Raw genomic sequence first — 26732 nt, forward strand, 5'->3', positions numbered from 1 at the left:
TTGCTCACAACACGTCGACGGCGACCGACCGGCGGCGGAATCACAGGCAGACGCAGACCGGAGGACGGGCCGATGTACGCGACGGAGCGACACCAGCAGATCGCCGACACGCTCGAGCTCGTCGGTCGCGTCTCGGTCGCGGGCCTCGCACGCGACTTCGGCGTCACAACCGAGACCATCCGCCGCGACCTCGATGCGCTCGAGGAGGCCGGGCGCCTCCGCCGCGTCCACGGCGGCGCGGTCCCCGCCGAGCAGTCGGCCCTCGCCGAGACCTCCCTCGTCGAGCGCCTCGGCCGCAACGCCCGGCAGAAGGACGCGATCGCGCGCGCCGCACTCCATCTCGTCCCGCCGACCTTCCGCGGATCCGTGCTGATCGACTCCGGCAGCACCACCGGCAGGCTCGCCGAGCTCCTCGAGAACTGGTCGCCCGACGTGTCCGGCGCGACGCTCGACGTCTCCACGAACTCCGTGCCGCTCGCCGCGCGCCTCCACGCCGCCGCGAACCCGCACCTGCAGCTCCGCAGCCTGGGCGGCTCGGTCCGCGGTATCACCGGCGCAGCCGTCGGACCGACCACGATCGCCCAGCTCAGCGACATCCGCCCCGACCTCGCCTTCGTCGGGGCCAACGGGGTGAGCTCCGCGTTCGGCTTCTCCACGCCCGACGAGACCGAGGCGGCCGCGAAGGCCGCGATGGTGCATGCCGCCCGCCGCGTCGTCGTGCTAGCCGACTCGACGAAGCTCGACGCCGAATCGCTCGTGCGGTTCGCGTGCCTCGATGAGGTCGACACGCTCATCACGGATGCCGCGCCCCCGCCCGAGCTCGCCGAGGCCCTCGCCGACGCCGACGTGCAGGTGGTGCTCGCATGATCGTCACGCTCACGGCCAACCCGTCGCTCGACCGCACCGTGGAGCTCGCCGAGGCGCTCGAGCCCGGCGCCGTGCAGCGCGCCACGAGCACCCGGCAGGACCCGGGCGGCAAGGGCGTCAACGTCACCCGCGCGCTGCGGGCGTCGGGCGTCGAGTCCATCGCCGTGCTCCCCGCCGGCAGCGGTGACCCGTTCCTCGCCGCACTCGACGCCGAGGGCGTGCCGCATCGCGCGGTGCCCATCCACGGCGCCGTGCGCACGAACCTCACGATCGTGGATGCCGCGGGCGTGACCACGAAGGTCAACGAGCCCGGCCCCGAGCTCGACGACGAGGCGCAGGCGCGCCTCGTCGAGGCGACCGCCGAGGCATCCGTCGGCGCCGACTGGCTCGTGCTCGCCGGCTCCCTCCCGCCCGGCGCACCCGACGACTTCTACGTGCGCGTCGTCGAGGCGGCTCGAGCCGCGGCCGAGCGAGCCGGCGCCGCGGCCCCGCGCGTCGCGGTCGACACCTCGGGGGCGGCGCTCGCCGCGCTCGTCGAGGCGGGCATGGGCGTCGACCTGATCAAGCCCAACGCCGAGGAGCTCGCCGAGCTCACCGGCTCCTCCGACGAGGCCGCCCTCGAGGCCGGCCCCCACGAGGCCATCGACCTCGCGCGCTCGATCCCCGTCGAGCGGGTGCGCGCGAGCCTCGTCACGCTCGGCGCCGAGGGCGCCGCACTCGTGTCCGAGGACCACGCCTGGTTCGCGCGGGCTCCCCGCGTCGTGCCGCGAAGCACCGTGGGGGCGGGCGACTGCTCGCTCGCGGGCTTCCTCGTCGCCGCGGTGGAGGGCGCGTCGCCGGCCGACGCGCTCGCCCGAGCCGTGGCCTCCGGCGCCGCCGCCGTCGCCCTCCCGGGCAGCGCGGTGCCCACCCGAGACCAGGTCGACCCGGCCCGCGTCGTCGTCACCGAGGTCGCCGGCCAGCCGGTCGGCGACCACCAGTAAGGAGAACCCCATGTCCGACATCATCGAACCGGGGCTGGTCGTGCTCGATGCCGACCTCGGGCCCGAGAAGTCCAGCGTCATCAAGGCGCTGGCCGCCCGGGTCGCCGAGAGCGGCCGCGCCACCGACGCCGAGGCCCTCTTCGCCGACGCGTGGAAGCGCGAGGAGCAGGCGCCCACCGGCCTCCCCGGTGGGATGGCCATCCCGCACGCGAAGTCGCCCGCCGTGAAGCAGGCGAGCCTCGCGGTCGCGCGACTCGCGCACCCCGTCGAGTTCGACGAGGGCGAGGACGCCGATCTCGTCTTCCTCATCGCAGCGCCCGACACCGCCGCACAGGACCACCTCGCGCTCCTGTCGACGCTCGCCCGCTCGCTCATGAAGGAGGACTTCGTCGCGTCGCTGCGCAGCGCCGCCACGCCCGACGAGGTCGTCGGCATCGTCCAGGGTGCGCTCGCGGGCGACGACGAGCAGGCATCGGATGCCGCGCCGGCAGCGGCTGCGGCGGCGACCGCGGGCGCGGCGGCCACGGCTGCAGCGCCGACGGATGCCGCTACGGTCGACGCCGGGGCATCCGATCGCCGTTCGATCGTCGCGGTGACCGCGTGCCCGACCGGCATCGCGCACACGTACATGGCCGCCGACGCGCTCGCCGCGGCCGCTGGACGAGCGGGCGTCGACTACCACGTCGAGACACAGGGCTCGTCGGGCGCGAAGCCGCTCGACCCCGCCGTCATCGCCGCGGCCGACGCCGTCATCTTCGCGGTCGACGTCGACGTGCGCGACAAGGCCCGGTTCGCCGGCAAGCCGGTCGTGCAGGTGCCCGTCAAGCGCGGCATCGACGAGCCCGACGCGCTCGTCGCGCAGGCGCTCGCCGCGGCATCCGACCCGAACGCCCCGCGCGTGCCGGCCGGCGGAGCGCCGACGGGCGCGACCGCGGTCGCCGGCGGCGCGTCGTTCGGCGCGAACCTCAAGCGGTGGCTGCTCACGGGCGTGAGCTACATGATCCCGTTCGTGGCCGCGGGCGGCCTGCTCATCGCGCTGTCGTTCCTCATCGGCGGGTACGACATCACCGACGGCGCCTTCGAGACCGTGCTCAACTCCGCGCTGTGGAACCTGCCGCCGGGCGGCCTGGCCGAGTACCTCGGGTCGGTGCTCTTCGTGATCGGCGCCTCGTCGATGGCGTTCCTCGTGCCGGCCCTCTCGGGCTACATCGCCTACGCCATGGCCGACCGGCCCGGCATCGCTCCCGGCTTCGTCGCCGGCTCGGTCGCCCTCGTCATGAACGCGGGCTTCCTCGGCGGCCTCGTCGGCGGACTGCTCGCCGGTCTCGCGGCCATGTGGCTCGGACGCCTCCGCCCGCCGCGCTGGCTGGCGGGCCTCATGCCCGTGGTGATCATCCCGCTGCTCGCCTCGGCGTTCTCGTCGGGTCTGCTGCTGCTCATCCTGGGTGCGCCCATCGCGACGCTCATGATGTGGCTCACCGACTGGCTGAACTCGCTGACGGGCGTCAGCGCGATCGCCCTCGGTGCGATCCTCGGCCTCATGATGGGCTTCGACCTCGGCGGCCCCGTGAACAAGGTCGCGTACGCCTTCGCGGTGACCGGGCTCGCGGCGGGTTCGCTCGAGAACCAGGCGCCGTGGATGATCATGGCCGCCGTCATGGCGGCGGGCATGGTGCCGCCGCTCGGCATGGCGCTCGCCTCGACGGTGCTCGCACGCAACCTGTTCACCGAGCCCGAACGCGAGAACGGCGTGGCCGCGTGGCTGCTCGGCCTCTCATTCATCTCCGAGGGCGCGATCCCGTTCGCGGCCGCCGACCCGATCCGCGTGATCGCGTCGTCGATGGTGGGCGGTGCGACCGCCGGCGCCATCTGCATGGCCGCGGGCGTCACCTCACAGGCACCCCACGGTGGCATCTTCGTGTTCTTCGCCATCGGCAACTTCGGGATGTTCATGCTCGCGATCCTCGTCGGCACGCTGGTGATGGGTTTCCTCGTGGTCGCCCTGAAGCGCTGGGCGCGCCGCGCCCCGGTCGCCGCCGAGGAGGCCGCGCCGGTGCCCGCCGCGGCCGCTGCAGCGGCCTGATCCGCACCGAAGGACGCGGCGGGTGGAGCACCCGCCGCGTCCTTCGACGTCGCCGTCGCGGCATCCGTTCACCGAACCCGAGGAAACCCCCGTATCCTTGAAGGGCTATGAACGAATTCTGGGCGAATGCGATCTGGTCGCTGGCGCCGACCGTGCTCATCGGGCTGATCTTCTGGTTCGTGATGCGCGCGATCATCCGCGCCGACCGCGGCGAGCGCAAGGCGTACGCCCGCATCGAAGCCGAGGAGCGAGCCAAGCTCGGGCGCGAACACCCGGCCGGATGACGGAACGCCCCGCCGGATGACGATCGACATCTCAGCGCCCGAGTTCACGGCGTTCGTCGCCGGCGCGATCATCCTGATCGACATCGTCATCCGCATCATCGCGGTCATCGTCGTGCCGCGGAACCGCCGCCCCACCGCGGGCATGGCCTGGCTGCTCGCGATCTTCTTCTTCCCGGTGGTCGGCGGCCTGATCTTCCTGCTCATCGGCAATCCCAAGCTGCCCAAGCGCCGCCGTGAGAAGCAGGCCGAGGTCGACGAGTACATCCGCGAGTCCACGCACGGCGTCGAGCGCATCAGCGACAGCCGCACCTGGCCGACGTGGTTCGACGGCGTGGTGCGCCTCAACCGCACGCTGGGCGCGATGCCGCTCATCGGCTCGAACAGCGCAAGCCTCATCAGCGACTACCAGGAGTCGCTCGACGCGATGACCGACGCGATCGACGCCGCGCAGCGCTACGTGCACGTGGAGTTCTACATCTTCGCGTACGACCCCACGACGGCCCGGTTCTTCGACGCCCTCGGCGACGCCGTGGCCCGGGGCGTCGAGGTGCGCGTGCTGCTCGACCACATCGCCTCGATCCGGGTGAAGGGCTACCGCAAGACCCTGAAGCGCCTCGACACGATGCAGGTGCGCTGGCACTTCATGCTGCCCGTGCAGCCGCTGAAGGGCCGGTACCAGCGTCCAGACCTGCGCAACCACCGCAAGATCCTCGTCGTCGACGGCGAGGTCGGGTTCATGGGCTCGCAGAACATCATCGACCGCTCCTACAACAAGCGGTCGAACATCCGCCGCGGCCTCATGTGGAAGGAGCTCGTCGCCCGCGTCGAGGGGCCGATCGTGTCGGGCCTCGAGGCGATCTTCGCCACCGACTGGTACCTCGAGACGGGCGAGGCGCCCATGCGCGAGATCGTGCCGCTCGGGCAGGAGGGCGAGGCGCAGGACCTCGACTGCCAGGTCGTGCCGAGCGGCCCCGGCTACACGAACGAGAACAACCTCAAGCTCTTCCTCGCGCTCATGTACGCGGCGCGCGAGCGCATCATCCTCACGAGCCCGTACTTCGTGCCCGACGAGGCGATGCTCCGCGCGATCAGCGGCGCCACGCAGCGCGGCGTGCACGTCGAGCTGTTCGTCTCGGAGATCGGCGACCAGGCGCTCGTGTACCACGCGCAGCGGTCGTACTACGAGGCCCTGCTGCGCGCCGGCGTGCGGATCTACCTCTATCAGGCGCCCTACATCCTGCACTCCAAGCACTTCAGCGTCGACGACGACGTCGCGGTCATCGGCTCCTCGAACATGGACATCCGGTCCTTCGAGCTCAACATGGAGGTGTCGCTGCTCGTGCGCGGCGCCTCGTTCGTGCGCGATATGCGCGCGGTCGAGAACGGCTACCGCGAGAACAGCGGCGAGCTCACGCTCGACGAGTGGCTCACGCAGCCGCTGCGCTCGACCGTGCTCGACAACCTCGCGCGCCTCACCTCCGCGCTGCAGTAGCGACGGGCGACGGATGCCGCGACCGGCGCGCTCCGACACACGCGCGTAACCCGACCGCACGTAGCCTCGACACGTCGGCGCAGGTCGAGCGGGGCGCAGCCGCCCACGCTCCCGGCGCCATGGCGTGCTGCGCGGCGACGAGCGAGACCGCACGAAAGTCGCAACAATCTTGATGCACACGCAATGAATCGGTCTGGAATGCGCTTCACGCCGCATGCCAGAGTGGCACTACCGCTCGACTGACGCAGGATTCCCGCATCATCGGATCCAGCGTCGTACACGCCCGCCCCGCACACCCGCGACGGCGGGCGCGCTCCACCCCTCTACCGACACACGCAACTGCCGACCACGCAACGCAACGCACGCTACGCAGAAGACCACGCAGAAACGGAGCACCATGTCGTTCCAACGCCTCCTCGCAGGCACGGGCATCACGGCGGTCGTCGCCGCGACGCTCGTCGCCGGTGCGGCGCCGGCGACCGCGGTCGAGGCCCTCACGGCCACGCCCATCGCCACGCCGATCTCCTCGCTCGTCGTCCCGCCCACGAGCTACCCGTCGCAGCCGCTGCTGCCGACCGTCCCCGACGACCCGACCGACGCCTCCATCGCCCGCGGCGTGACGCCGTACGACGAGATCGCGCCGTTCCTCAACTCGCTCATGGCGACGAGCGACCGCATCTCGGCGCAGGTCGTCGGGCAGTCGACGCTGGGCCGCGACATCCACCTCGTCACCCTCACCGCGAAGGAGACGAAGGCGCAGACCGCCAAGCAGAGGGAGTTCCGCGAGCTCATCAAGCAGGACCCGGCGGCGGCCGCGACGAACAAGCCGCTCCAGAACCAGTACAAGGTGCCGATCTGGTTCAACGGCAACATCCACGGCAACGAGTGGGAGGGCACCGACGGCATCCTCGACTACATCGAGTACCTCGCCACCGCGCCGTGGCCCGAGGTGCGCGACCTGCTCCAGGACTACCGGTTCTACTTCACGGTCACGAACAACCCCGACGGCCGTGCGCTCGGACAGCGCGCGAACGCCGACGGCTTCGACATCAACCGCGACATGATCACCGGCGCGACGCCGGAGTCCCGCATCGTCCGCGACCTGTCGAGCGTCATCCAGCCGACGTTCTTCATCGACCTGCACGGCTACACCAACGTGCTGCAGATCGAGCCGTGCGGTCCGCCCCACGGCGAGAACTACGAGTACGACCTGTTCCTGCCGCACGCCTACGCCGCGGCGCTCGAGATCGAGCAGGCCGTCGTCGACGCGAACATCCCGGGCAACACGTACCTCGACCGCACCACCGGGCAGGTCACGCAGACGAACACCGGCAACATCCGGATCCCGTACCGCGACATCCGCTCCGGCTGGGACGACTGGCCCCCGATCTTCACGCCGCAGTACGTCGCCTACCAGGGCGCGATCACGAACACCGTGGAGCTGCCGCTCGGCCGCACGAACAACCAGCAGACGAACCAGGCGAACTCGAAGGTCAACATCGAGGTCGCCGGCGTCGTGATCGAGACCGCGGTCGACTACGTGGCCGACCACGCCGACGCGCTGCTCGCGAACCAGATCGAGATCTTCCGTCGCGGCACGGCGGGCGAGCCGCTCCGGGTCACCCCGGCCGACGTCGACCCGGCGAGCGTGCCGGCGCCGAACGAGTGGGCCGAGATCTGGGACGAGACCGACGTCTACAGCGCCGAGTTCCCCCGCGCCTACGTGATCCCGGTCGACGAGTCGCAGCGTTCGGTGACGGATGCCGCGACCCTCGTCGACCAGCTCATCGCGAACGGCGTCGAGGTCTCCCGCGCCGCGAGCGACTTCACGGCCGGCGGCGTGGACTACGCCGCGGGCTCGTACGTGGTCGACATGCACCAGCCGCTGCGCGGCATGGCGAACGTGCTGCTCGCCGACGGGTCGGACATCTCGGACCGCGTGCCCGACATGTACGACATCTCCGCGTGGAGCCTCGCGCTCCTCTGGGGTGCCGACGTCGAGGCGGTCGGATCCACAACCGACGGCCCGCTCGACGTCGTGCTCGAGTCCGTCGCCGAGGCCGCGCCCACGGGCTCGGTGCCGGCGCAGGGCTCCTACCTCGAGCTCGCCACGAGCGGCGTCGCCGAGTACCAGGCGATCAACGCGCTCCTCGATGCGGGCATCCCGGTGTCGGCGTTCGAGGACGGCTCGGTCATCCTCGGCACCGACGCCGCGTCGTACGCCGCCGCGAGCGACGTGGCCGACGAGTACGGCGTCGCGTTCACCGCGTCCGACGGTGCTCGCCTCGCGACCGAGGAGAGCACCGGCCTCGACGAGCTCACCGTCGCCTACTCGGGCAGCCAGGACGAGCGCGTCTCGCTCGGCAAGCTCGGGTTCGACGACCTCAGGCAGGTCACCTCCGCGAACCTCACGAGCGGCCAGGTGCAGCTCGATGACGTCGACGTGCTCTGGATCGGCGCGAACCTCGCGTTCACCGGGAGCCAGGCCGCCGGACGCGCCGAGGTCGCCGACTACCTCGCGACGGGCAAGGGCGTCGCGGGCAAGGGCACGGCGATCGCGACCTTCGCGAACACGTTCGGGCTCGTCACCTCGACGGCGACGCAGGGCACCAGCGGCTCGAACGGCATCGTGTCGGTCGAGAACCCCGACGGCGGGCTGCTGTCGACCTACCCGCAGGACACGGCGTTCGTCTACCCGGCGGTCTGGTACACCGGCCTCGGCGCGAACGCGGTCGTCGAGCAGCGATACGCGACCGACGGCACGTTCATCTCGGGCCACTGGGCGGCCACGCAGGCCGGGCGTTCGATCGCGGATGCCGCGGGTCAGGCGTCGGTCGTCTCGGCCGAGTCGGCGGCGGGGTCGAAGGTGCTCATGTTCGGCACGTCGCTGAACTTCCGCACCCACCCGGTCGGCGGCTTCAGCCAGCTGGCGCGCGGCCTGTTCTGGGCCGGCACCGAAGGTGCGGAGGTGCCCGCACCGTAGTCGGCGGATGCCGCAGCACGGCGCCGGTCGGGAGCTCCCGGCCGGCGCCGTCGCGTGGGGGCGAGTCCGTCGTCAGGCCCGGGGCTTCAGCCGCACGGTCGGCAGGTCGGGCGCCGGGAGCGGTGAGCCGTCGTACCCCTGCACCGTGCCGAACCGGCCGTCGGGGTTGTCGCGGCCGATCACGTCGGCCTGCCACTGCCGGCGGAAGTCGACGATCTCGTCGTGCGTGCGGCCGATGAAGTTCCACCACATCACGATGGGTTCGCCGAACGGCGCGCCGCCGAGGAGCAGCACGCGCACGGCCACGTCGCCCGCGACGAGCTCGAGCCGACGGCGACCGGGCTCCACGTAGGCGAGCTCCGACCAGGCGACGTCGGTCGCGGCATCCGCACCCTCGACCCGGATCGACACCGGCCCCGCGTCGACGAGCACGCCGTGCTCGAAGGTCGGCTCGAGGTCGAGGCTCACCCGCCCGCCCGCCGGGAGGTCGACCTGCGCGCCGAGGAGCTCGGAGAAGACGGTGACGTCGGCGTCGAGGCCGGCGAGCGAGCCGACGAAGACCCGCACGGTCGCGTCGTCGACGGTCGTCGTCTGGGTCTCGGCGTGCTCGAAGAACGGGCCGATGTGGCGGGATGCCTCGGGCAGCGCCACCCACAGCTGCACGCCGTGCAGCGTGGTGGTGCCCGGCGTCGACACCTCGGAATGGGAGATGCCGCGACCCGCGGTCATGAGGTTCACGCCGCCGGGCCGCACGATCTCGTGGCTGCCGGCGCTGTCGCGGTGCTCGATCTCGCCCTCGAACAGCCAGCTCACGGTCTGCAGCCCGGTGTGCGGATGCGGCGGCACGACCATGCCCCCGGACTCGGCGACGTCGTCGGGGCCGTAGTGATCGGCGAAGCACCACGCGCCGATGGTCGTGCGACCGCGCTGGGGGAGGGTGCGACGCACGTTCATCGCGCGGGGACCGCCGAGGGGCACGTCGCGCGGCGCGAGCACCTGCACGACCGGGCCGACCGGCTCGTCGGGCGGACACAGCAGCTCCACCGGGTCGCGCTCGAGGTTGCTCATGTCGGCATGCTACCTTCGCGCGACGACGGCCACGGCCGCTGCCACCGCTGCGTAGCACGCGGCCAGCACGATCGCCGCGGCATCCGTCGAGGCGACCTCGGGCGGGAGGAGTCCCACCCCGATGTTGTGCGCCGCGTGCGCGACGAGCACGACGCCGAGCGCGCCCCGGGTGCGGCGGAGCAGCCACGCGTACACGACTGATGTCGCGATGAGGCGAACGGATGACGCGACGAGGTCGACGGCGTCCATGGCCGCGCCGGCGGGGGTGAGCAACGGCCACTGGTGCCACACGCTCCAGAGGGCTCCGACGAGCACGGCGGCGGTGACCATGCCGAACCGACGTTCAAGCCGGGGCTGGGCGAAACCGCGCCAGCCGAGCTCCTCGCCGAGGGAGCCTGCGATCACCGGCCCCACCAGGGCCAACGCCGATGCTGCGGTCGGCACGGCGATCCATGCCGTCGGTCGGGCGGTCCCCATCGCGACGACGACGGCCGTCGTCGCGAACACGATTGCGAGCGGGCCCAGGAGCGCGAGTGCGTACCACCCGACGTTCGCCCGCCAGCGCAGGAGCATCCGTGCCAGCGCCGACGCATCGTGGGTGAAGGCCGCGACGACCAGCGCGGTGAGTGATGGCGAGTAGGCGATCAGGATCACCGGGAGCGAGATCTCCTCGAAGCTTCCGCCGGAGGCGTTCAGCCAGAAGGCGCATGCGGCGGTCACCGCGAGGAGCACCGCCGCCCAGACGGCGACGGACCAGACACCCCCGACCGTGCGCGCCGGGTACGGTGGCGTCATCTGCGGGGCAGCTCCGACGGATCGCGCTCCAGGTGACCCATGCCCGCATGCTACTCGCGGAGCGTGCGGGCCGAGCGGCTCGGATCGAACTCCCGAACCTACCGCCGATTCGACCGTCCGTCCCGCTAGCATGGCCGCATGGCTCCCTCCGTGCGTCTTCGTCGAGTCGGCTTCGCAGCAGTGGCGCTCGCGTCCGTGTTCCTGCTCTCGGCGTGCAACCCGTCGGGCAACGCGGCCGAGAACTTCTCCGGCCTGCCGGTCGCCTCCGAGGCCGAGCCCATCGACGTCGACCCCGAGTCGGGCGGCGAGACCGATGACGTCTCCGAGGAGGAGGTCGAGGGACCGACGTTCGAGGAGTCCGACGAGCCGCAGGTCGCGTGGTGGGAGCAGGGCGGCCAGCTCGCCCTCGTCATCTACGGCAGCTCGAGCTGCCCGACGGTCGGCAAGGAGATCCGCGTGCTCGAGCCGGCCGGCGAGGGCAACCGCGTCGCTATCGACCTGGTGCAGCGCCCCGAAGACGAGATCTGCACCATGGACTTCGTGCCGCACACCACGATCTTCTGGACCCCCGTCGAGGTGACCACGACCGAGCCGCTCATCGTCGAGGTCGCGGGCTACGAGGTCGAGGTGCCGATCAAGTAGGGCTCGACCCGCGCGGCCGCAGCACGAGCAGCTCTCCGACCTCGCAGTCGAGCGCCCGGCAGATCGCCTGCAGCGTCGAGAAGCGGATGGCCCTCGCGCGATCGTTCTTCAGCACGCTGAGATTCACGAGGCTCACGCCGACCAGTTCGCTGAGCCGCGTGAGCGTCATGTCGCGGGCCTCGAGCAGCTCGTCGAGCCGGCAGTGCAGGTCGGATGCGTCGTCGGGCTCGGCCGGCGCCATCAGACGAGCCCCTCCGTGTCGCGCTGCAGTCGCTCGCCGATCGAGAAGACCGTGCTCATCATGGCGACGACGAACGCCGCGAGGACCAGCGTGAACGGGTCCACCGACATGATGACGTTGTCGAACGTGCGATCGCTGATGGCGGCGAATCCACCGTTCGCCGCCATGTTGCCGAAGAACGGGACCGCGGCGTACCCGAGCAGTCCGACGATGCCAGCGGTGGCGACCAGGGCGGTGTTCGTACGCGAGAAGGCGACGCCGCGGGCGAGGTTCCGGCTGAGCCAGATGAGGGCGGTGACGACCGTGACCACGGTCGCCACCAGCACCACCTGCTGGATGACGATCGCCCAGACCGAGGCGATCGGGAGCTCGGGCACCGTGAGCACCGCCTCCTCGAGTGCGACGGTCACCGGCGCGCCGTCGGGTCCGATCGGGGCCTCGGCAGGGGTTGCGGCGAACACGCCGAGCACCGCAACGTCGTGATTCGGCAGCACGTCGACGATGCGGGCGACGGCCGACCAGGCGACCCAGACCGCGATGGCCGCGCCCGCGGCGATGAACAGCCAGAGGCTGACCGCGTCAGCGCGCTTGACGAACTGGCGAGGGGTCGTGACGGTTGCCTGCATTTCCAGACCGATCCTAACGATAAACGATAATAACGATAAACGATAACTTACGGATGCCGCGTCATGCTGTCAAGGGCGGGGGTCGCGTCGCGGCATCCGTCATCGCGACGCTCACGAGGTCCCGTAACGGCGCTGCGCCCACGGCGAACATCCGCCCGCGCGGCATCCGCGGTGTCTACGCTCGTTGTATCGGAGCCCCCTACCTGAAGCCGGCGCCGTGAGGAGTTGAGGATGTTCGAGAGATTCACCGACCGAGCCCGCCGTGTCGTCGTCCTGGCCCAAGAAGAGGCCAAGATGCTGAACCACAACTACATCGGCACGGAGCACATCCTGCTCGGGCTCATCCACGAGGGTGAGGGCGTCGCAGCGAAGGCGCTCGAGTCGCTCGGCATCTCGCTCGACGCGGTGCGCGAGCAGGTGCAGGACATCATCGGGCAGGGTCAGCAGCAGCCGACGGGCCACATCCCGTTCACGCCGCGCGCCAAGAAGGTGCTCGAGCTGTCGCTGCGCGAGGCGCTGCAGCTCGGCCACAACTACATCGGAACCGAGCACATCCTGCTCGGCCTCATCCGCGAGGGCGAGGGCGTCGCCGCCCAGGTGCTCGTGAAGCTGGGCGCCGACCTCAACCGGGTGCGCCAGCAGGTCATCCAGCTCCTCTCCGGCTACCAGGGCAAGGAGCAGGTGCAGGTCGGCGCCAACGACCAGGCCCAGCCCCAGGGCGGCTCGCAGATCCTCGACCAGTTCGGCCGCAACCTCACGCAGGCCGCGCGCGAGTCCAAGCTCGACCCGGTCATCGGCCGCGAGAAGGAGATCGAGCGGGTCATGCAGATCCTCTCGCGCCGCTCGAAGAACAACCCCGTGCTGATCGGCGAGCCCGGCGTCGGCAAGACCGCCGTCGTCGAGGGCCTCGCGCAGGCGATCGTGAAGAACGAGGTCCCCGAGACGCTGAAGGACAAGCAGCTCTACTCGCTCGACCTCGGCTCGCTCATTGCGGGCAGCCGCTACCGCGGCGACTTCGAGGAGCGCCTGAAGAAGGTCACCAAGGAGATCCGCACGCGCGGCGACATCATCGTCTTCATCGACGAGATCCACACCCTCGTGGGTGCGGGCGCCGCCGAGGGTGCGATCGACGCGGCCTCGATCCTCAAGCCGCTGCTCGCCCGCGGCGAGCTGCAGACCATCGGCGCCACGACGCTCGACGAGTACCGCAAGCACTTCGAGAAGGATGCCGCGCTCGAGCGCCGCTTCCAGCCGATCCAGGTCCAGGAGCCCTCGCTGCCGCACGCGATCAACATCCTGAAGGGCCTGCGCGACCGCTACGAGGCGCACCACAAGGTCTCGATCACCGACGGCGCGATCGTGGCGGCGGCGAACCTCGCCGACCGCTACATCAGCGACCGCTTCCTGCCCGACAAGGCCATCGACCTGATCGACGAGGCCGGCGCCCGCCTGCGCCTGTCGATCCTGTCGTCGCCGCCCGAGCTGCGCGAGTTCGACGAGAAGATCGCCGTCGTGCGCGCCGCGAAGGAGACCGCGATCGAGGAGCAGGACTTCGAGAAGGCCGCCTCGCTGCGCGACGAGGAGAAGCAGCTGCTCGGTGAGCGCCTGCGCCTCGAGAAGCAGTGGAAGTCGGGCGACGTCAAGACCACCGCGGTCGTCGACGAGGGCCTGATCGCCGAGGTGCTCGCACAGGCCACCGGCATCCCCGTCTTCAAGCTGACGGAGGAGGAGTCGAGCCGGCTCGTCTTCATGGAGAAGGCGCTGCACGAGCGCGTCATCGGCCAGGAGGAGGCGATCTCCGCCCTCTCGAAGACGATCCGCCGCACGCGCGCCGGCCTCAAGGACCCGAAGCGTCCCTCGGGCTCGTTCATCTTCGCCGGCCCCACCGGCGTCGGAAAGACCGAGCTCGCCAAGGCGCTCGCCGAGTTCCTGTTCGACGACGAGGCGGCGATGATCTCGCTCGACATGTCGGAGTACGGCGAGAAGCACACGGTCTCGCGGCTGTTCGGCGCCCCTCCCGGCTTCGTCGGCTTCGAGGAGGGCGGCCAGCTCACCGAGAAGGTGCGCCGCAAGCCGTTCTCGGTCGTGCTCTTCGACGAGATCGAGAAGGCCCACCCCGACATCTTCAACTCGCTCCTCCAGATCCTCGAGGAGGGCCGCCTGACCGACGGCCAGGGTCGCGTGGTGGACTTCAAGAACACCGTGATCATCATGACCACCAACCTCGGCACGAAGGACATCTCGACCGGTCCCGTCGGCTTCCAGCTCGAGGGCGACCCGCGCACGGGCTACGACCTCATGCGCGGCAAGGTGAACGAGGAGCTGAAGAAGCACTTCAAGCCCGAGTTCCTGAACCGCGTCGACGAGATCATCGTGTTCCCGCAGCTCACCAAGGAAGAGCTGCTGCAGATCGTCGACCTGTTCATCAAGCGCCTCGGCGACCGCATGCTCGACCGCGACATGACGGTGGAGCTCACGCTCGCCGCCAAGGAGCGCCTCATCGAGGTCGGCTTCGACCCGGCGCTCGGCGCCCGGCCGCTGCGCCGCGCGGTGCAGCACGAGGTGGAGGACCGCCTGTCGGAGAAGATCCTGCACGGCGAGCTCAACTCGGGCGACCACGTGCTGGTCGACTACCGCGACGGCGAGTTCGTGATGACCACGACCCAGCGGGCCCTGCCCGTGGGCGTGGGCGTGAACTCCAGCGCCGCGATCGGCACGGGTCCCGTGAGCCCCGACCTGGCAGCCGCCTCGGGCGACTGAGCGCATGACACGAAGAGGGCGGATGCCGCGGCATCCGCCCTCTTCGCATGCGCCTACGATGATCGGATGACCGACTACACGGTGCGCCGGGCGCGCACCAGCGACGTGCCGAAGATCCTCGCGCTGGTGGAGCCGCTCGTCGCCCGACGCATCCTGCTCGGCAAGGAGCGCGTCGACCTCTACGGGTCGGTCCAGGAGTTCCGCGTCGCGGAGACCGACGGCGGCCGGCTCATCGGCGCCGGCGCGCTGCACGTGATGTGGGAGGACCTCGGCGAGGTGCGCACGCTCGCTGTCGACGACGCGTGGCTCGGCCACGGCGTCGGCCACGCCCTGCTCGAGGTGCTCGAGCAGGACGCCCGCGAGCTCGGCCTGAGCCGCCTGTTCTGCCTCACGTTCGAGGTCGAGTTCTTCGGCCGTCACGGCTTCGAGGACATGGGCGCCGAGACGGTCGACCCCGAGGTGTACGGCGAGCTCGTGCGCTCGCACGACGAGGGCGTCGCCGAGTTCCTCGACCTCGCCCGCGTGAAGCAGAACACGCTCGGCAACACCCGCATGCTGAAGCGCTTCTGAGCAGGCGCCCGGCGCGCCGCGAGGCTCCCGGGACGAACGGCCCGGCGGTCGTACCCTGTGGGCATGTCGACGAATCCCGCACCGGCGCGGCGGCATCCACCGCACGTGTACCGGCGTCGTCGGCTCATGGTGCTTCTCGGACTCGTCGCGGTGATCGTCGCGATCGTGCTCATCATCGTGCGCCCGGGCGCGAGCCAGGGCGACGAACCGGATGCCGCCGCCCAGGGCACCCCGTCGGCCACGCCGCGTGCGACCGAGCCGGCGACGCCCCCACCCACCGTGATCCCGACCGAACCCGCCGACGCGGACGGGGATCGCTGCAAGGAGGGCGCGCTCCTCGTGGAGGCGATCACCGACAAGTCGGTGTACGAGGCGGGGGAGCAGCCGGCGCTCTCGGTCACGATCACGAACATCGGCAAGAACGTCTGCGTCATCAACGCCGGCACGAAGGCGCAGGTCTTCACCATCACGAGCGGCACCGAGGTCTACTGGCTCTCGACCGACTGCCAGGTGGACCCCGTCGACGCAGAGGTCTCGCTCACCCCCGGAACGCCGATCAGCTCGAGCGTCCCGATCGTCTGGGACCGCACGCGATCGAGCGTCGACACGTGCCAGGGCCCGCGTGAGGCGGTGCCGGCGGGCGGCGCCTCGTACCACCTGGCAGTGACGGTCGACGGCTTCGCCTCCGAGGCGACGAAGCAGTTCCAGCTCTACTGAGCGGCCGTCGTCCTCTTCTCGCGTTCAGGCGACGCTCAGAAGGTGGGGACGACGTGGCCGCGGGTGGAGAACGCGCTGTCGTCGGTGAGGCCGGCGAGGTCGGGGGTGGGCGATGCCTCGATCGACGCGGAGCCGTCATCGTCGGAGAGCGGTGTCAACTCGGCGTCGGCCGACCAGAGGACGATCCCCATCACGAGTGCGACCACCGCCAGCATCAGCAGCGTGATGATCCCGCCGAGGATCCGATCGTCATCGAGTGCGCCCTTGACCATGCCCATCCTTCGACGCTAATCGCGGCGTTCGCCCCATCCATCGGGGACAGCCCTGAGTGTCCCCCGGACGGGCGTCAGGCGCGCGGCGCGCGGCCGTGCACCGCGGTGAACGCGATGGTCTCCGTCCACCACGCGGCATCCGTGCACCTCGTGAGGAAGCCGTCGATGAGCGCGTCGGTGAGATGGCCGCTCGCCGTGAGCTGGTCGCGCAGCTCGGTGACCGTGTCGATCCAGTAGGTGGCCCACGGCGAACCGCCGTTGTAGACGGCCGTCTCCGCGGTGCCCCCGAGGTCCTCGATGCCGAGGGCCGCCAGTCGCGGCGCGAGCGTGCGGCCGATGTGGTAGTCGATGCCCGCCTCGCGGGACCACGCGAGCCAGCCGTCCCAGAACGCCTTCACCTCGGGCGGCTCGGCGACGCTCACGGGCAGGAGGTCGGGCTCGATGAGCAGGATGCCGCCGCCGGGCTTCAACGAGGCGACGAGGTTGCGCGCCGCGGCATCCGCGTCGGCGACGTGGTGGAGCACCGCACGGGCGGTGACGAGGTCGAAGGTGCCCGCGTCGATGGGCCCGGCCACGATGTCGTCGGTGCGGAGCTCGAGGTTCGGCGCGCGCACGTCGACGAGGGAGAGGTCGATGTCGTCGGCCACGGCCGTGCCGCCGGGTGCCACCCGATCGGCCAGCCAGGCGGAGATCGAGCCGTTGCCGCATCCGACCTCGAGGGTTCGATCGCCCGGATGCACCCCGAGCGCCTCGAGGTGCCGCCGGTGCATCGGGTCGAGCAGGCGCGACATCAGGGCGAGTCGCGAGCGCTCGCCGTCGAGGTGGTGGTCCAGGACGTACTCGGCCATGGTGCTGCATCCTACGTGCGGCCGCTCCCTGACCGCAGCATGGGGGTCTTGATCGGCGCGGGTCACCGGCGCAGACTCATCGCATGAACGCCGAAGAGGAGGCGCGCGCCGTCGACCAGGTCGTGGATCGCCTCGCGCAGCGATTCCCCGACGTGCCCCGGGATCGCGTCGCCGCCATCGTGGGCGAGGAGCACCAAGTGCTCGCCGGCAACCGCATCCGCGACTTCGTCCCGGTGCTCGTCGAGCACGAGGCGCGCGACCGGCTCCGCGCCGAGGGCGCGACGCCGGTGCTCACGGCGGATGCCGCTGCGGCGCTCGAGCCAGGCGACGCGGTCTCGTAGCATCCGCTCGTTACGCTGGAGGCATGGCGCAGCGAAAGAAGTCCGGCAAGCCGAGCGAGCCGGTGGAGTTCCGATCGCAGGCGCTCGCCGATGCGCTCGAGCGGCAGGACATGGCAGCGGTGGCGCTCGCCCTGCGGCACGGCAACACCGTCGTGCCGCTCGTGAAGCCCGGACCGCGCGACATGCCGCTCGACGGCGGCGAGGTCTGGACGTACCGCGACCCCAAGACCGGCGAGGTCGCCCTGCTGCTGTTCAGCGACGCGGCGAACAAGCCCGCGAACCTGCCCCCGGCCGTCGGGCTGCAGAGCCCGGCGTGGCTGCGCACGTTCCTGAAGCGCTACGAGTCGACCATCACGACGGTGTTCCTCGACATCGCCGGGCCGCACCCGATGCAGGCGCCGCCCGGCGAGCTGCTGCGGGCGCTCGAGGCGTAGCCCCGGCGCCGCGCGTCAGAAGGCGGCGTCGAGCTCGCGTTCGCGGCTCGACGTGGACGCCAGCATCGCGCGCTCGACGGCGGCGCGCACGCTGCCGACCTCGACGTCGAGGATGGTCGTGTAGCCGAGGCGGCGCGCCTCGTTGCCGCGCTGCGTCGCCGAGGTGACGGGTCGCACCTCGCCGGCCAGGCTGATCTCGCCGAAGGCGGCGAGCTCGTGCGGCACCGCGCGATCGCGCATGGCCGAGGCGATCGCCACGGCGATGGCGAGGTCGGCGCCGGGCTCGGCGAGCCGCACGCCGCCCACCGTCGAGACGTAGACGTCGTGCTCGCCGAGGCGGCCGAGCCCGGCGCGACGTTCGAGCACGGCGATGATCATGGCGACGCGCGAGGGATCGACGCCGTTCACCACGCGGCGCGGCTGCGGCGCCTTCGTCGAGACGACCAGCGCCTGCACCTCGACGGGAAGCGCACGGCGTCCTTCGAGGGCGACCGTGACGCACGTGCCGCTGACGGCGGTGCGCGCGCGGCTGAGGAAGAGACCCGAGGGATCGGGCACCTCGGCGATGCCGTCGCCGGTCATCTCGAAGCATCCGACCTCATCAGTGGGGCCGAACCGGTTCTTGAGCGCCCGCACGAAGCGGAGCGCGGTCTGGCGGTCGCCCTCGAACTGGCAGACGACGTCGACGAGGTGCTCGAGCAGTCGCGGGCCGGCGATCGAGCCGTCTTTGGTGACGTGCCCGACGATGAGCACCGGCAGGCTGCGCTCCTTCGCCACGCGGATGAGGGTGGACGCGACCTCGCGCACCTGGCTCGGCTGTCCGGGGAGGCCGTCGGAGAGCGAGCTCGAGACCGTCTGCACCGAGTCGACGATGAGCAGGTCGGGCGCGACCTGGTCGACCTGCCCGAGGATCGTGGCGAGGTCGGTCTCGGCGGCGAGGTAGAGCTCGTCGTGCAGCGCGCCCGTGCGGCCGGCCCGCAGCCGCACCTGCGCCGTGGACTCCTCGGCGCTCACGTAGAGGACGCGCCGGCCGGTGGACGCGATGCGGGCCGCGACCTCGAGAAGCAGCGTGGACTTGCCGACGCCCGGCTCGCCCGAGAGCAGGATGGCGGCACCCGCGACGATGCCGCCGCCGAGCACGCGGTCGAACTCGCCGATGCCGCTCGGGCGGTGCGCAGTGTGCTCGGCCTCGACCTGGCCGATCGGCCGGGCCGCCCGCGCGGCGGTCGGCGTGACCGCCTGCACCGAGCGCACGATGCCGGTCTGCTCGGCGGCGTCGACCACGGTGCCCCACTGCTGGCACTCGGCGCAGCGGCCGACCCACTTGACGGTGCTCCAACCGCACTCGGTGCAACGGAACGCGGAGGTCGGTCGGGCCATGACCGCAGCCTAGCCACGGCATCCGACACCGCAGCCGCCCGCACTGGGGTGTCGCCCCGCAGGTCGCGCGGGCATACGCTGGCGGCATGTCCGCGGACGTGGACGTCCTGGTGATCGGGGCTGGCCAGGCCGGCCTGGCGATGAGCCACGAGCTGGGCTCCGCCGGGGTCGAGCACGTCCTGTTCGAGGCCGACCGCGTCGCCCGGTCGTGGGCGAGCCGATGGGACTCGTTCCGCCTCGTCACGCCGAACCACACCGTGCGGTTACCCGGCGGCGAGTACCGGGGCTCGGATGCCGCGGGCTTCCTCGCGCGCGACGAGATCGTGACCCACCTCCGCGACTATGCGGCCTCGTTCGACGCTCCCGTCGAGGAGGGGCGCCCCGTGACCGCGCTCGCGCAGGAGGACGGCGGATTCCGTGCCGAGACGCCGCTCGGCGGCATCCGTGCCCGGAACGTCGTGGTCTGCACGGGCGCGTACCAGCGCGAGAACCGGCCGCCGTGGGCGTCGGAACTCGCCCAGCGGGTGTACGTGACCGGTCCGGGCGGTTACCGCTCGCCGGACTCGTTGCCTGATGGTCGAGTGCTCGTGATCGGCGGCGGGCAGACCGCCGCGCAGCTGACGGAAGAGCTCCACGACGCGGGCCGCGACGTCGCGCTCGCCGCTGGGGCCGCGCCCTCCATGCCGCGGCGGATCGCCGGGCGCGACACGGTCGACTGGCTGGAGGACTCCGGCTTCTTCGAGCACACGCTGGCCGACATGCCCTCGCCGGCCGTGCGGTTCGCGGCGAATCCCCTCGCCACCGGAGCGAGCGGCGGCCACGACCTCACGCTGCGCACGCTCGCCGCGTCGGGCGTCCCGCTCAGCGGCCGCGTCACGGGCGTCGACGGGGACGAGTTCGTCGTCGCCGACGACCTCGCCGTGTCGGTCGCGGTCGGCGACGAGGCGTACCGGCAGATCTGGGGCGCGGCGATCTCGGTCGCCGAGGCGCAGGGGCTGCCCGCCCTCCCGCCGCTCGACCTGGACGACGCGCCGCTCGAGGCCACAGCGCCGCCTCGGGTGTCCGAGGTCGGTGCGGTGGTCGTCGCCTGCGGCTACCGGCCGGCGTACGGCTGGATCCGCATCCCCGGCCTGGTCGACGACATGGGGTTCCCGGTGCACGAGGGCGGTCGCAGCATCCATGCGCCCGGCCTGTGGTTCGTGGGCATGCCGTGGCTCACGCACCGCAAGTCGCCGCTGCTCCTGGGCGTCGGCGAGGATGCCGCGGCGGTCGCTCGGCGGATCGCGGCGTGACGGCGGCCTGGAGTCGACCGTCGCACCGGCGCCGCAGTCGGTCGGCCGGTCGGGCTGGGCTCAGGCGACCTCGGCGTGGTCGTGCCCCGCGTCTACGAGGCGGCGGGCGACGAGCGCGAGCAGGGCGGGACGGAAGGCGTCCGCCCAGATGCGGTAGCCGTGGTCGTTCGGGTGGAACATGTCCTCGGCGAACTGCGTCAGGATGCCGCGGAGCCCCTGCCGCTTCGTGAGTTCGTGCAGCGGCACGACCGTGAGCCCGCGCTCGGCGGCGAGCCGGCGGAGGATGCGATTGGCGACGGCGACCTTGCGCTCGTTCTTCGGGAAGTGGAAGCAGGGCAGGTCGGCCACGATCGCGTCACCGGGCACGGCGTCGAGGATCGCGCCGACGTTGCGCTCGAAGCGCGCGGGATCCCACTGGGCGATGTCGTTCGCGCCGATCGCGACGGTCACGAGGTCGGGATGCAGCTTCGCGAGTCGGGGGAGCTGGTCGAGCACGGCGAGCTCGGTCGTCGCGCCCGAGACGCTGAGGTTCACGACGCGCAGCGACCGGCCGGTGAGGTCGCGGATGTCGTCGGCGAGCACGCCGACATAGCTGCGGTCGGGCCGGCTCGCGCCGATGCCCTGGGCCGCGCTGTCGCCGATCGCGACGTAGAGCATCTCGCCGCGCTCCTTCGCGTGGTCGCGCCACCACTTGGAGTGGATGGGGAGCGTTTCGTTCAGCACGAGCGAATTCGCGCTGAGCTTCGCGCGGAACCGGCGCCAGCCCACCGCCGCGAGTGCGCCGACGGCGGCGATCGCCCCCATGGCGATCGCCGGAGCGAGTAGGCGCTTCGACGTCACGTGTGCCGACGGTACCCTCGACGGCTGGATGAGGGCTGGATGTTCGCTGGATGGTGGCGCGGCGTGGGTGGTCGTGCGGATGCCGCGACGGCCGCGGCATCCGCTCGTTTTGGCCGTTGCGCGGGAGTCGTCTAATATCGATCCCGGTACCGTGTCCGAGCGGCCGAAGGTGCAACTCTCGAAAAGTTGTGTGGGTTAACGCCCACCGTGGGTTCAAATCCCACCGGTACCGCCACGAAGAACCCCCCGACTCACGCAGGATTCCGCGGAAGTCGGGGGGTTCTTTCTTGTTCGAGACCGAGTGTCATCACAGCCGAGGCGTGGCCGAGCATCCATTGCACGGCCTTCACGTTCGCGCCGGCACTGATGGCCAAGCTCGCCGCAGAGTGTCGGAGATCGTCGCCTTGCAAATTCATAGATGGCGATCTATTCTTTGGCCATGAGAACTGCAGCGATCACCACGACGGGGTGGGTAGTCATCGCCGCATTCGCGCTGAGCGCGTGTGCCGGGCAGCCGAGCAGCGACTCCGGCGGAGGAGGCTCGAGCCTTCGCGGAACAGTCGTGACGGATGGATCGTCGACCGTGGGTCCGCTGACGAAGGCTGCCGCGATCGAGTTCGAAGGGGTCCAGCCCGATGTGCAGGTCACCGTGCAGATCACGGGAACCGGTGGCGGATTCGAATCCTTCTGCTCGGGGCAGACCGACATCTCGAACGCCTCTCGCCCGATCGACGACGACGAGGAGGCGAAGTGTGCCGACGCGGGCGTGGACTTCACCGAGATCGTGGTCGCCAACGACGGCATCTCCGTCGCGGTGAATCCCGAGAACGATTGGGTCGACTGCATCACCGTGGAGCAGCTGCAGAAGATCTGGGCACCCGAGTCCCAGGGGACCGTCACGAACTGGAACCAGGTCGACCCGTCGTTCCCGGACGAGCTGCTCACGCTCTTCGGTCCCGGAACCGCGTCAGGCACGTTCGACTACTTCACCGACGCGATCAACGGCGAAGAGGGAGCCAGCCGCACCGACTACGCCCCATCCGAGGACGACGAGGTGATCATCCAGGGCGTCAAGAGCGAAGCGGGCGCCACCGGCTACTTCGGCCTGACCTACCTCGAGGAGAACGCCGAGTCCGTCCGGGGTCTCGAAGTCGACGGCGGCGATGGATGCGTGTTCCCCTCCGTGGAGACGGTTCAAGACGGGACGTACACCCCCCTCAGTCGTCCGCTCTTCATCTACGTCAGCAACGCCTCGTACGCGGAGAAGGACGCGGTGAAGGCGTTCGTCGACTATTACGTGGACAACGCCGTCACGATCGCGGAGTCCGCCCTCTTCGTCCCCCTCACCACCGAGCAGACCAGAACCGCGCAGGACGAGCTCGCGAGCCTGGTCGGTTGACGCGCGCCCGACCGACCACCGACCGCCGCCGGCTGATCCGCGATACACGGTGTCGTTAATTCACGATGCGCTGTACTGTAGGCGCCATGACCACCGCAACCGCGACCGTCACGCATACGGCCGCGCTCGCCCGGCTCGGGCACGCCCTCTCGGATCCGACCCGGTCGAGCATCCTCCTGGCGCTTCGGGAGGCGCCGGCATACCCGTCCGACCTCGCCGATGCGCTGGGGGTCTCGCGGCAGGTCATGTCGAACCAGTTGGCCTGCCTGCGCGGATGCGGCCTGGTGGAGTCGATCCCCGATGGTCGTCGCACGTGGTATCGCCTCGCAGACCCGCATCTCGCGGAAGCGCTCGACGACCTCCTCCGCCTCGTCCTGTTCGTCGATCCCAACTGCTGCGAGGGCGAGGGGTGCACCTGCTGATGACCTCGACCGCCGCCATCACCGACGCGCGCCGAACGATCCTGCATCGTCGCATCCGCCTGATCGTCGCGGCGACCATCGGCTACAACGTGATCGAGGCCATCGTCGCGATCACCGCAGGTTCGATCGCGTCGTCGGTCGCGCTGCTCGGATTCGGGCTGGACTCGACGATCGAGGTGCTCTCGGCCGCCGCGGTGGCATGGCAGTTCACGCGCCGCGACCCTGAGCGATGGGAGCGAGCCACGCTGCGGGTCGTCGCGATCGCGTTCTTCGCCCTCGCGGCCTACGTGACCGTGTCCTCGGTGCTCGCGCTGGCCGGCGCCGTCGAGCCCGAGCACAGCACGGTCGGACTGGTCCTCACCGCCGTGAGTGTCGCCGTCATGCCGCTCCTGTCGTTCGCCGAGCGTCGCGCAGGACGCGAGCTCGGCTCCGCCGTCGCCGTCGCCGACTCCAAGCAGACCCTGATCTGCGCGTTCCTCTCCGCCGCGGTGCTCCTCGGGCTGGTGCTCAACAGCCTGTTCGGCTGGTGGTGGGCCGACCCGATCGCCGGCCTGGTGATCGTCGTCTTCGCCGTCCGCGAGGGCATCGAAGCGTGGAAGGGCGACGCCTGCGCGACCTCGGTCGGGATGATCCTCGAAGACGGCGAGTCGCAGGACCACGATCACGATCACGATCATGACCGCTGAGACCGACCCCGTGACCTCGCCCGGGACGGGGCATCGTGACGGTCGCGTGCGGATCGAACTCCTGCACATCGCCGACTGCCCGAACTGGGAGGAGACGCTGCGCCTGCTTCGCTCGGCGCTGGACGCGACGGGACACCGAGCCGTTCCGATCGGAGTGCGGATGCTCGACTCCCAGGAGGCAGCCGGCGCATGGGCGTTCGCGGGTTCGCCGACGATCCTCGTCGACGGGATCGACCTGTTCCCATCGGCTGGACGAACGCGATCGCCCGCCTGTCGCGTGTATGCGACGCCCCGGGGATTCTCGGGGCATCCGACGCAGGCTCAGCTCGAGGAGGCGATCGTCTCGAGGATGATCGCCGGCTGCTCCTCGACGGGCGTGGCAAGCCCACGCTCGGCGAGGTAATGCTCGGCATCGAGCGCGGCAGCGCACCCCGTGCCTGCGGCGGTGACCGCCTGTCGGTAGCGCTTGTCGACGAGATCGCCGCACGCGAAGACACCCTCGAGGTTCGTGTGCGTCGACGGATGCCGCACCCGCACGTAGCCGTCCGTGTCGAGTTCGATCTGGCCGGCGACGAGCTCGCTGCGGGGGTCGTGACCGATCGCGATGAACAGGCCGGTCGCGTGGAGTGCGGTCTCGGCACCGGTCACGGTGTCGCGGAGCTGGAGGCGCTCGACGCCGTCAGCGCCTTCCACCGCTGCAACCTCGGCGTTCCAGTAGGGCCGGATCTTCGGGTTGGACAGCGCTCGCTCCTGCATGATGCGGGAGCCGCGCAGCGAGTCACGCCGGTGGACGAGCGTCACGGAATCGGCGAACCGGGTGAGGAACATGGCCTCCTCGAGAGCTGAGTCGCCGCCGCCGACCACGGCGATGTCTTTGCCCTTGAAGAAGAATCCGTCGCAGGTCGCGCACCACGAGACGCCGCAGCCGGTGAGACGTTCCTCGCCCTCGACTCCGAGCTTGCGGTAGGCGGAGCCCATGGCCAGGACGACCGCGTGCGAACGGTACTCGACACCGTTGATGGTGCGGACGAACTTCACGTCGCCGGTCAGGTCGACCTCGGTCGCATCGTCGTAGACGATGCGAGCGCCGAAGCGCTCTGCCTGCGCACGCATCTGCTCCATCAGGTCGGGTCCCATGATGCCGTCGCTGAACCCGGGGAAGTTCTCCACCTCGGTGGTCGTCACGAGCGCTCCGCCGGCTTCGACCGAGCTTGCGAGCACGACGGGCGCCAATCCGGCGCGGGCGAGGTAGAGCGCCGCGGTGTAGCCCGAAGGGCCGGAGCCGATGACGACGACGTTCTCGACGCTCATGCGCGTGCGGGAAGGAGCTCGCCCACCAGCTGCGTCACGCGCCGCTTGATCTCGTCTCGGATCGGTCGAACGGCCTCGATGCCCTGACCTGCCGGGTCGTCGAGCTCCCAGTCCTCGTAGCGCTTGCCGGGGAAGATGGGGCAGGCGTCGCCGCACCCCATCGTGATCACCACGTCGGACTCCTTGACCGCATCGACGGTGAGGATCTTCGGCGTGTTGCCGGTGATGTCGATCCCGTCCTCGGCCATGGCCTCCACCGCGACCGGGTTGATCACGTCCTTCGGCTCCGATCCGGCAGAGCGGACTTCGATGCGGCCGGCGCCCAGCTCGCGGAGGTATCCGGCGGCCATCTGGGAACGCCCGGCGTTGTGGACGCAGACGAACAGGACGGAAGGGTTCTCGGTGGTCATGATCAAATAATAGACGACAATCTATGATTGCGCCAACGCCGACTCCACGGGGTGTCCGGACGTTCTCGAGGTCGGTGATCAGAGGGTGGCGAGGAGGTCTCGAACCCGACGATCGATGTCGTCGCGGATGGCGCGGACGTCCGCGATCGGCCGGCCGACCGGATCGTCGAGGTCCCAGTCGAGGTAGCGGCGTCCTGGGTAGATGGGGCAGGCGTCGCCGCAGCCCATCGTGATCACCACATCGGCGGCGCGGACGACTTCATCGGTGAGCGGCTTCGGGTACTCGCCGGCGAGGGGCACGCCGACCTCGTCCAACGCGGCGAGGATCGTGCCACGAACCTCCCCGGCGGGCTCCGAGCCCGCGGTGCGGACGTGCACGCGGTCGCCGGCGAGGTGCCGCAGGATCGCAGACGCCATCTGCGAACGTCCGGCGTTCTGCACGCAGACGAAGAGCACCTCGGGGACTCCGTCGGCGGGCCGCTCGTGCTCCTGGGCGAGGGCATCGAGGCGATCGGCGGCGAACGCTGCGGCATACGACGGCAGGTGGCGCCCGGCGTCGGGTCGCGCCGCGAGCAGGTCGTAACTCTCCTTCACGTACTGCTCGATCGTCTCGCGGCCGAAGGTGCCCTGGAACCGGGAGGTCAGGTTGTCGATGATCTGGTCGAGGCTGCTGTCGAGCGAACCCGACGCGTCCTGGGTTCGAAGGATCGCCCCAAGCCGGTCGATCCGATCCGGGGGTATGGAATACCACGTGCGACGACCGTCGGGCTGCTTCTCGACCAGGCCCTCGTCGAGCAGCGCCTTCAGGTGATGACTGACCGTGGGCTGCCGAAGCTGCAACTCCTCGGCGAGCCGTCCGGTCAGGACACGTCCCTCAGGAGCTTCGAGGATCGAGCGCAGGATGCTCGCTCGCGTCGGATCGGCGACGATCCTCAGTTCGCGTGCGGCCTCCGCGGTGGCATCCATAGATTGAAGTCTATGCCACG

General features: G+C 70.6%; 27 protein-coding genes, 1 tRNA gene and 1 pseudogene. 17 read left to right on the forward strand and 12 right to left on the reverse strand.

Features of this window, described 5'->3' with window-relative positions:
• Positions 1-72: 72 nt before the first annotated feature.
• From ACWEOH_RS12095 to ACWEOH_RS12120, 6 genes are all read left to right on the forward strand, one after another.
• Positions 73-867, forward strand: a complete 795-nt coding sequence (locus ACWEOH_RS12095) for a DeoR/GlpR family DNA-binding transcription regulator (RefSeq protein ID WP_452031230.1) — start codon at positions 73-75, stop codon at positions 865-867.
• On the forward strand, positions 864-1850 hold the full coding sequence (locus ACWEOH_RS12100; protein WP_452031232.1) for a 1-phosphofructokinase family hexose kinase: 987 nt from the start codon (positions 864-866) through the stop codon (positions 1848-1850). Before ACWEOH_RS12095 ends, ACWEOH_RS12100 begins: the two co-directional genes overlap by 4 nt.
• A gap of 10 nt (positions 1851-1860) precedes the next feature.
• The gene (locus ACWEOH_RS12105; protein ID WP_452031233.1) at positions 1861-3933 is read left to right on the forward strand and encodes a PTS fructose transporter subunit IIABC; all 2073 of its coding nucleotides are present in this window, start codon (positions 1861-1863) and stop codon (positions 3931-3933) included.
• Positions 3934-4040: 107 nt separating this feature from the next.
• Positions 4041-4217: a hypothetical protein gene (locus ACWEOH_RS12110; RefSeq protein ID WP_187432596.1), complete on the forward strand. Its 177-nt coding sequence runs from the start codon at positions 4041-4043 to the stop codon at positions 4215-4217.
• A 16-nt stretch (positions 4218-4233) separates the two neighbouring features.
• On the forward strand, positions 4234-5709 hold the full coding sequence (gene cls / locus ACWEOH_RS12115; RefSeq protein WP_452031235.1) for a cardiolipin synthase: 1476 nt from the start codon (positions 4234-4236) through the stop codon (positions 5707-5709).
• Between the two features lie 397 nt (positions 5710-6106).
• Positions 6107-8692 (forward strand): M14 family zinc carboxypeptidase, encoded by a 2586-nt coding sequence (locus ACWEOH_RS12120; RefSeq protein WP_452031237.1) that lies wholly within the window; start codon positions 6107-6109, stop codon positions 8690-8692.
• 72 nt (positions 8693-8764) lie between these two features.
• On the opposite strand, the gene ACWEOH_RS12125 is transcribed toward ACWEOH_RS12120, so the two are convergent.
• Positions 8765-9760, reverse strand: a complete 996-nt coding sequence (locus ACWEOH_RS12125; protein WP_452031238.1) for a pirin family protein — start codon at positions 9758-9760, stop codon at positions 8765-8767.
• A gap of 9 nt (positions 9761-9769) precedes the next feature.
• On the reverse strand, positions 9770-10555 hold the full coding sequence (locus ACWEOH_RS12130) for a CPBP family intramembrane glutamic endopeptidase (protein ID WP_452031240.1): 786 nt from the start codon (positions 10553-10555) through the stop codon (positions 9770-9772).
• 138 nt (positions 10556-10693) lie between these two features.
• Here ACWEOH_RS12130 and ACWEOH_RS12135 point away from each other — a divergent pair, with 138 nt between their 5' ends.
• Positions 10694-11197, forward strand: coding sequence for a hypothetical protein (locus ACWEOH_RS12135; protein WP_452031242.1), 504 nt, complete (start codon positions 10694-10696; stop codon positions 11195-11197).
• Here the strand turns inward: ACWEOH_RS12135 and ACWEOH_RS12140 are convergent.
• Entirely contained in the window at positions 11190-11438 is a 249-nt protein-coding gene (locus tag ACWEOH_RS12140) for a helix-turn-helix domain-containing protein (protein ID WP_148733689.1), read from the reverse strand. The genes ACWEOH_RS12135 and ACWEOH_RS12140 overlap by 8 nt on opposite strands.
• Complete coding sequence (locus ACWEOH_RS12145) at positions 11438-12064, reverse strand: DUF2975 domain-containing protein (RefSeq protein WP_452031244.1); 627 nt, start codon at positions 12062-12064, stop codon at positions 11438-11440. The genes ACWEOH_RS12140 and ACWEOH_RS12145 overlap by 1 nt, the downstream gene beginning before the upstream one ends.
• A 231-nt stretch (positions 12065-12295) precedes the next feature.
• Here ACWEOH_RS12145 and ACWEOH_RS12150 point away from each other — a divergent pair, with 231 nt between their 5' ends.
• The 3 genes from ACWEOH_RS12150 to ACWEOH_RS12160 all read left to right on the forward strand — a co-directional run bounded on the left by ACWEOH_RS12150 (position 12296) and on the right by ACWEOH_RS12160 (position 16111).
• Complete coding sequence (locus ACWEOH_RS12150) at positions 12296-14824, forward strand: ATP-dependent Clp protease ATP-binding subunit (RefSeq protein WP_148733692.1); 2529 nt, start codon at positions 12296-12298, stop codon at positions 14822-14824.
• A gap of 66 nt (positions 14825-14890) precedes the next feature.
• The gene (locus tag ACWEOH_RS12155) at positions 14891-15394 is read left to right on the forward strand and encodes an amino-acid N-acetyltransferase (RefSeq protein WP_452031246.1); all 504 of its coding nucleotides are present in this window, start codon (positions 14891-14893) and stop codon (positions 15392-15394) included.
• Positions 15395-15457: 63 nt separating this feature from the next.
• Positions 15458-16111: a hypothetical protein gene (locus ACWEOH_RS12160; protein ID WP_452031248.1), complete on the forward strand. Its 654-nt coding sequence runs from the start codon at positions 15458-15460 to the stop codon at positions 16109-16111.
• Between the two features lie 35 nt (positions 16112-16146).
• Here the strand turns inward: ACWEOH_RS12160 and ACWEOH_RS12165 are convergent, their stop codons facing one another.
• Positions 16147-16383, reverse strand: a complete 237-nt coding sequence (locus ACWEOH_RS12165; RefSeq protein WP_452031250.1) for a hypothetical protein — start codon at positions 16381-16383, stop codon at positions 16147-16149.
• Positions 16384-16457: 74 nt separating this feature from the next.
• Positions 16458-17231 carry a class I SAM-dependent methyltransferase gene (locus tag ACWEOH_RS12170; protein WP_452031252.1) on the reverse strand — a complete coding sequence of 258 codons (774 nt, stop codon included), beginning with the start codon at positions 17229-17231 and terminating at the stop codon, positions 16458-16460.
• 83 nt (positions 17232-17314) lie between these two features.
• On the opposite strand from ACWEOH_RS12170, the gene ACWEOH_RS12175 reads away from it, so the two are divergent.
• Positions 17315-17572, forward strand: coding sequence for a three-helix bundle dimerization domain-containing protein (locus tag ACWEOH_RS12175; RefSeq protein WP_452031254.1), 258 nt, complete (start codon positions 17315-17317; stop codon positions 17570-17572).
• A 23-nt stretch (positions 17573-17595) separates the two neighbouring features.
• Positions 17596-18006, forward strand: a complete 411-nt coding sequence (locus ACWEOH_RS12180) for a dehydrogenase (RefSeq protein ID WP_452031256.1) — start codon at positions 17596-17598, stop codon at positions 18004-18006.
• A gap of 15 nt (positions 18007-18021) precedes the next feature.
• Here the strand turns inward: ACWEOH_RS12180 and radA are convergent, their stop codons facing one another.
• Positions 18022-19386 (reverse strand): DNA repair protein RadA, encoded by a 1365-nt coding sequence (gene radA / locus ACWEOH_RS12185; RefSeq protein WP_452031258.1) that lies wholly within the window; start codon positions 19384-19386, stop codon positions 18022-18024.
• Between the two features lie 86 nt (positions 19387-19472).
• On the opposite strand from radA, the gene ACWEOH_RS12190 reads away from it, so the two are divergent.
• The gene (locus tag ACWEOH_RS12190) at positions 19473-20678 is read left to right on the forward strand and encodes a flavin-containing monooxygenase (protein WP_452031260.1); all 1206 of its coding nucleotides are present in this window, start codon (positions 19473-19475) and stop codon (positions 20676-20678) included.
• 60 nt (positions 20679-20738) lie between these two features.
• Here ACWEOH_RS12190 and ACWEOH_RS12195 read toward each other — a convergent pair whose 3' ends face one another.
• A complete protein-coding gene (locus ACWEOH_RS12195; protein WP_452031261.1) occupies positions 20739-21518 on the reverse strand; it encodes an SGNH/GDSL hydrolase family protein in 780 nt (259 codons plus the stop codon).
• Positions 21519-21663: 145 nt separating this feature from the next.
• On the opposite strand from ACWEOH_RS12195, the gene ACWEOH_RS12200 reads away from it, so the two are divergent.
• Positions 21664-21753 (forward strand) — tRNA-Ser (locus ACWEOH_RS12200).
• Between the two features lie 64 nt (positions 21754-21817).
• Here the strand turns inward: ACWEOH_RS12200 and ACWEOH_RS12205 are convergent.
• Positions 21818-21916 (reverse strand): annotated as a pseudogene (locus ACWEOH_RS12205) (tyrosine-type recombinase/integrase); the annotation flags it as partial.
• A gap of 41 nt (positions 21917-21957) precedes the next feature.
• Between ACWEOH_RS12205 and ACWEOH_RS12210 the strand changes: the two are divergent.
• The 3 genes from ACWEOH_RS12210 to ACWEOH_RS12220 all read left to right on the forward strand — a co-directional run bounded on the left by ACWEOH_RS12210 (position 21958) and on the right by ACWEOH_RS12220 (position 24025).
• Positions 21958-22917 (forward strand): PstS family phosphate ABC transporter substrate-binding protein, encoded by a 960-nt coding sequence (locus ACWEOH_RS12210; RefSeq protein WP_452031263.1) that lies wholly within the window; start codon positions 21958-21960, stop codon positions 22915-22917.
• An 86-nt stretch (positions 22918-23003) separates the two neighbouring features.
• Positions 23004-23339 (forward strand): ArsR/SmtB family transcription factor, encoded by a 336-nt coding sequence (locus ACWEOH_RS12215; RefSeq protein ID WP_452031265.1) that lies wholly within the window; start codon positions 23004-23006, stop codon positions 23337-23339.
• Positions 23339-24025, forward strand: a complete 687-nt coding sequence (locus tag ACWEOH_RS12220; RefSeq protein WP_452031267.1) for a cation diffusion facilitator family transporter — start codon at positions 23339-23341, stop codon at positions 24023-24025. Before ACWEOH_RS12215 ends, ACWEOH_RS12220 begins: the two co-directional genes overlap by 1 nt.
• Positions 24026-24346: 321 nt before the next feature.
• Here ACWEOH_RS12220 and trxB read toward each other — a convergent pair whose 3' ends face one another.
• The 3 genes from trxB to ACWEOH_RS12235 form a co-directional block, all read right to left on the reverse strand.
• On the reverse strand, positions 24347-25336 hold the full coding sequence (trxB, locus tag ACWEOH_RS12225; protein WP_452031269.1) for a thioredoxin-disulfide reductase: 990 nt from the start codon (positions 25334-25336) through the stop codon (positions 24347-24349).
• Positions 25333-25746, reverse strand: a complete 414-nt coding sequence (locus ACWEOH_RS12230) for an arsenate reductase ArsC (protein ID WP_452031271.1) — start codon at positions 25744-25746, stop codon at positions 25333-25335. Before ACWEOH_RS12230 ends, trxB begins: the two co-directional genes overlap by 4 nt.
• A 78-nt stretch (positions 25747-25824) precedes the next feature.
• Positions 25825-26712, reverse strand: a complete 888-nt coding sequence (locus ACWEOH_RS12235; RefSeq protein WP_452031273.1) for a metalloregulator ArsR/SmtB family transcription factor — start codon at positions 26710-26712, stop codon at positions 25825-25827.
• Positions 26713-26732: the final 20 nt, after the last annotated feature.

The organism is Agromyces sp. NPDC004153, from assembly GCF_053603635.1.

Excerpts from the sequence above, each read along its gene's own strand:
- cls (WP_452031235.1), top strand. The coding sequence starts at position 4,234 with ATGACGATCGACATCTCAGCGCCCGAGTTCACGGCGTTCGTCGCCGGC.
- trxB (WP_452031269.1), bottom strand. The coding sequence starts at position 25,336 with ATGAGCGTCGAGAACGTCGTCGTCATCGGCTCCGGCCCTTCGGGCTAC.
- ACWEOH_RS12150 (WP_148733692.1), top strand. The coding sequence starts at position 12,296 with ATGTTCGAGAGATTCACCGACCGAGCCCGCCGTGTCGTCGTCCTGGCC.
- ACWEOH_RS12160 (WP_452031248.1), top strand. The coding sequence starts at position 15,458 with ATGTCGACGAATCCCGCACCGGCGCGGCGGCATCCACCGCACGTGTAC.
- ACWEOH_RS12095 (WP_452031230.1), top strand. The coding sequence starts at position 73 with ATGTACGCGACGGAGCGACACCAGCAGATCGCCGACACGCTCGAGCTC.
- ACWEOH_RS12175 (WP_452031254.1), top strand. The coding sequence starts at position 17,315 with ATGAACGCCGAAGAGGAGGCGCGCGCCGTCGACCAGGTCGTGGATCGC.
- ACWEOH_RS12220 (WP_452031267.1), top strand. The coding sequence starts at position 23,339 with ATGACCTCGACCGCCGCCATCACCGACGCGCGCCGAACGATCCTGCAT.
- ACWEOH_RS12180 (WP_452031256.1), top strand. The coding sequence starts at position 17,596 with ATGGCGCAGCGAAAGAAGTCCGGCAAGCCGAGCGAGCCGGTGGAGTTC.
- ACWEOH_RS12170 (WP_452031252.1), bottom strand. The coding sequence starts at position 17,231 with ATGGCCGAGTACGTCCTGGACCACCACCTCGACGGCGAGCGCTCGCGA.
- ACWEOH_RS12130 (WP_452031240.1), bottom strand. The coding sequence starts at position 10,555 with ATGACGCCACCGTACCCGGCGCGCACGGTCGGGGGTGTCTGGTCCGTC.
- ACWEOH_RS12155 (WP_452031246.1), top strand. The coding sequence starts at position 14,891 with ATGACCGACTACACGGTGCGCCGGGCGCGCACCAGCGACGTGCCGAAG.
- ACWEOH_RS12230 (WP_452031271.1), bottom strand. The coding sequence starts at position 25,746 with ATGACCACCGAGAACCCTTCCGTCCTGTTCGTCTGCGTCCACAACGCC.
- ACWEOH_RS12125 (WP_452031238.1), bottom strand. The coding sequence starts at position 9,760 with ATGAGCAACCTCGAGCGCGACCCGGTGGAGCTGCTGTGTCCGCCCGAC.
- ACWEOH_RS12110 (WP_187432596.1), top strand. The coding sequence starts at position 4,041 with ATGAACGAATTCTGGGCGAATGCGATCTGGTCGCTGGCGCCGACCGTG.
- ACWEOH_RS12145 (WP_452031244.1), bottom strand. The coding sequence starts at position 12,064 with ATGCAGGCAACCGTCACGACCCCTCGCCAGTTCGTCAAGCGCGCTGAC.
- ACWEOH_RS12165 (WP_452031250.1), bottom strand. The coding sequence starts at position 16,383 with ATGGTCAAGGGCGCACTCGATGACGATCGGATCCTCGGCGGGATCATC.
- ACWEOH_RS12135 (WP_452031242.1), top strand. The coding sequence starts at position 10,694 with ATGGCTCCCTCCGTGCGTCTTCGTCGAGTCGGCTTCGCAGCAGTGGCG.
- ACWEOH_RS12235 (WP_452031273.1), bottom strand. The coding sequence starts at position 26,712 with ATGGATGCCACCGCGGAGGCCGCACGCGAACTGAGGATCGTCGCCGAT.
- ACWEOH_RS12215 (WP_452031265.1), top strand. The coding sequence starts at position 23,004 with ATGACCACCGCAACCGCGACCGTCACGCATACGGCCGCGCTCGCCCGG.
- ACWEOH_RS12120 (WP_452031237.1), top strand. The coding sequence starts at position 6,107 with ATGTCGTTCCAACGCCTCCTCGCAGGCACGGGCATCACGGCGGTCGTC.
- ACWEOH_RS12100 (WP_452031232.1), top strand. The coding sequence starts at position 864 with ATGATCGTCACGCTCACGGCCAACCCGTCGCTCGACCGCACCGTGGAG.
- ACWEOH_RS12140 (WP_148733689.1), bottom strand. The coding sequence starts at position 11,438 with ATGGCGCCGGCCGAGCCCGACGACGCATCCGACCTGCACTGCCGGCTC.
- ACWEOH_RS12105 (WP_452031233.1), top strand. The coding sequence starts at position 1,861 with ATGTCCGACATCATCGAACCGGGGCTGGTCGTGCTCGATGCCGACCTC.
- radA (WP_452031258.1), bottom strand. The coding sequence starts at position 19,386 with ATGGCCCGACCGACCTCCGCGTTCCGTTGCACCGAGTGCGGTTGGAGC.
- ACWEOH_RS12190 (WP_452031260.1), top strand. The coding sequence starts at position 19,473 with ATGTCCGCGGACGTGGACGTCCTGGTGATCGGGGCTGGCCAGGCCGGC.
- ACWEOH_RS12210 (WP_452031263.1), top strand. The coding sequence starts at position 21,958 with ATGAGAACTGCAGCGATCACCACGACGGGGTGGGTAGTCATCGCCGCA.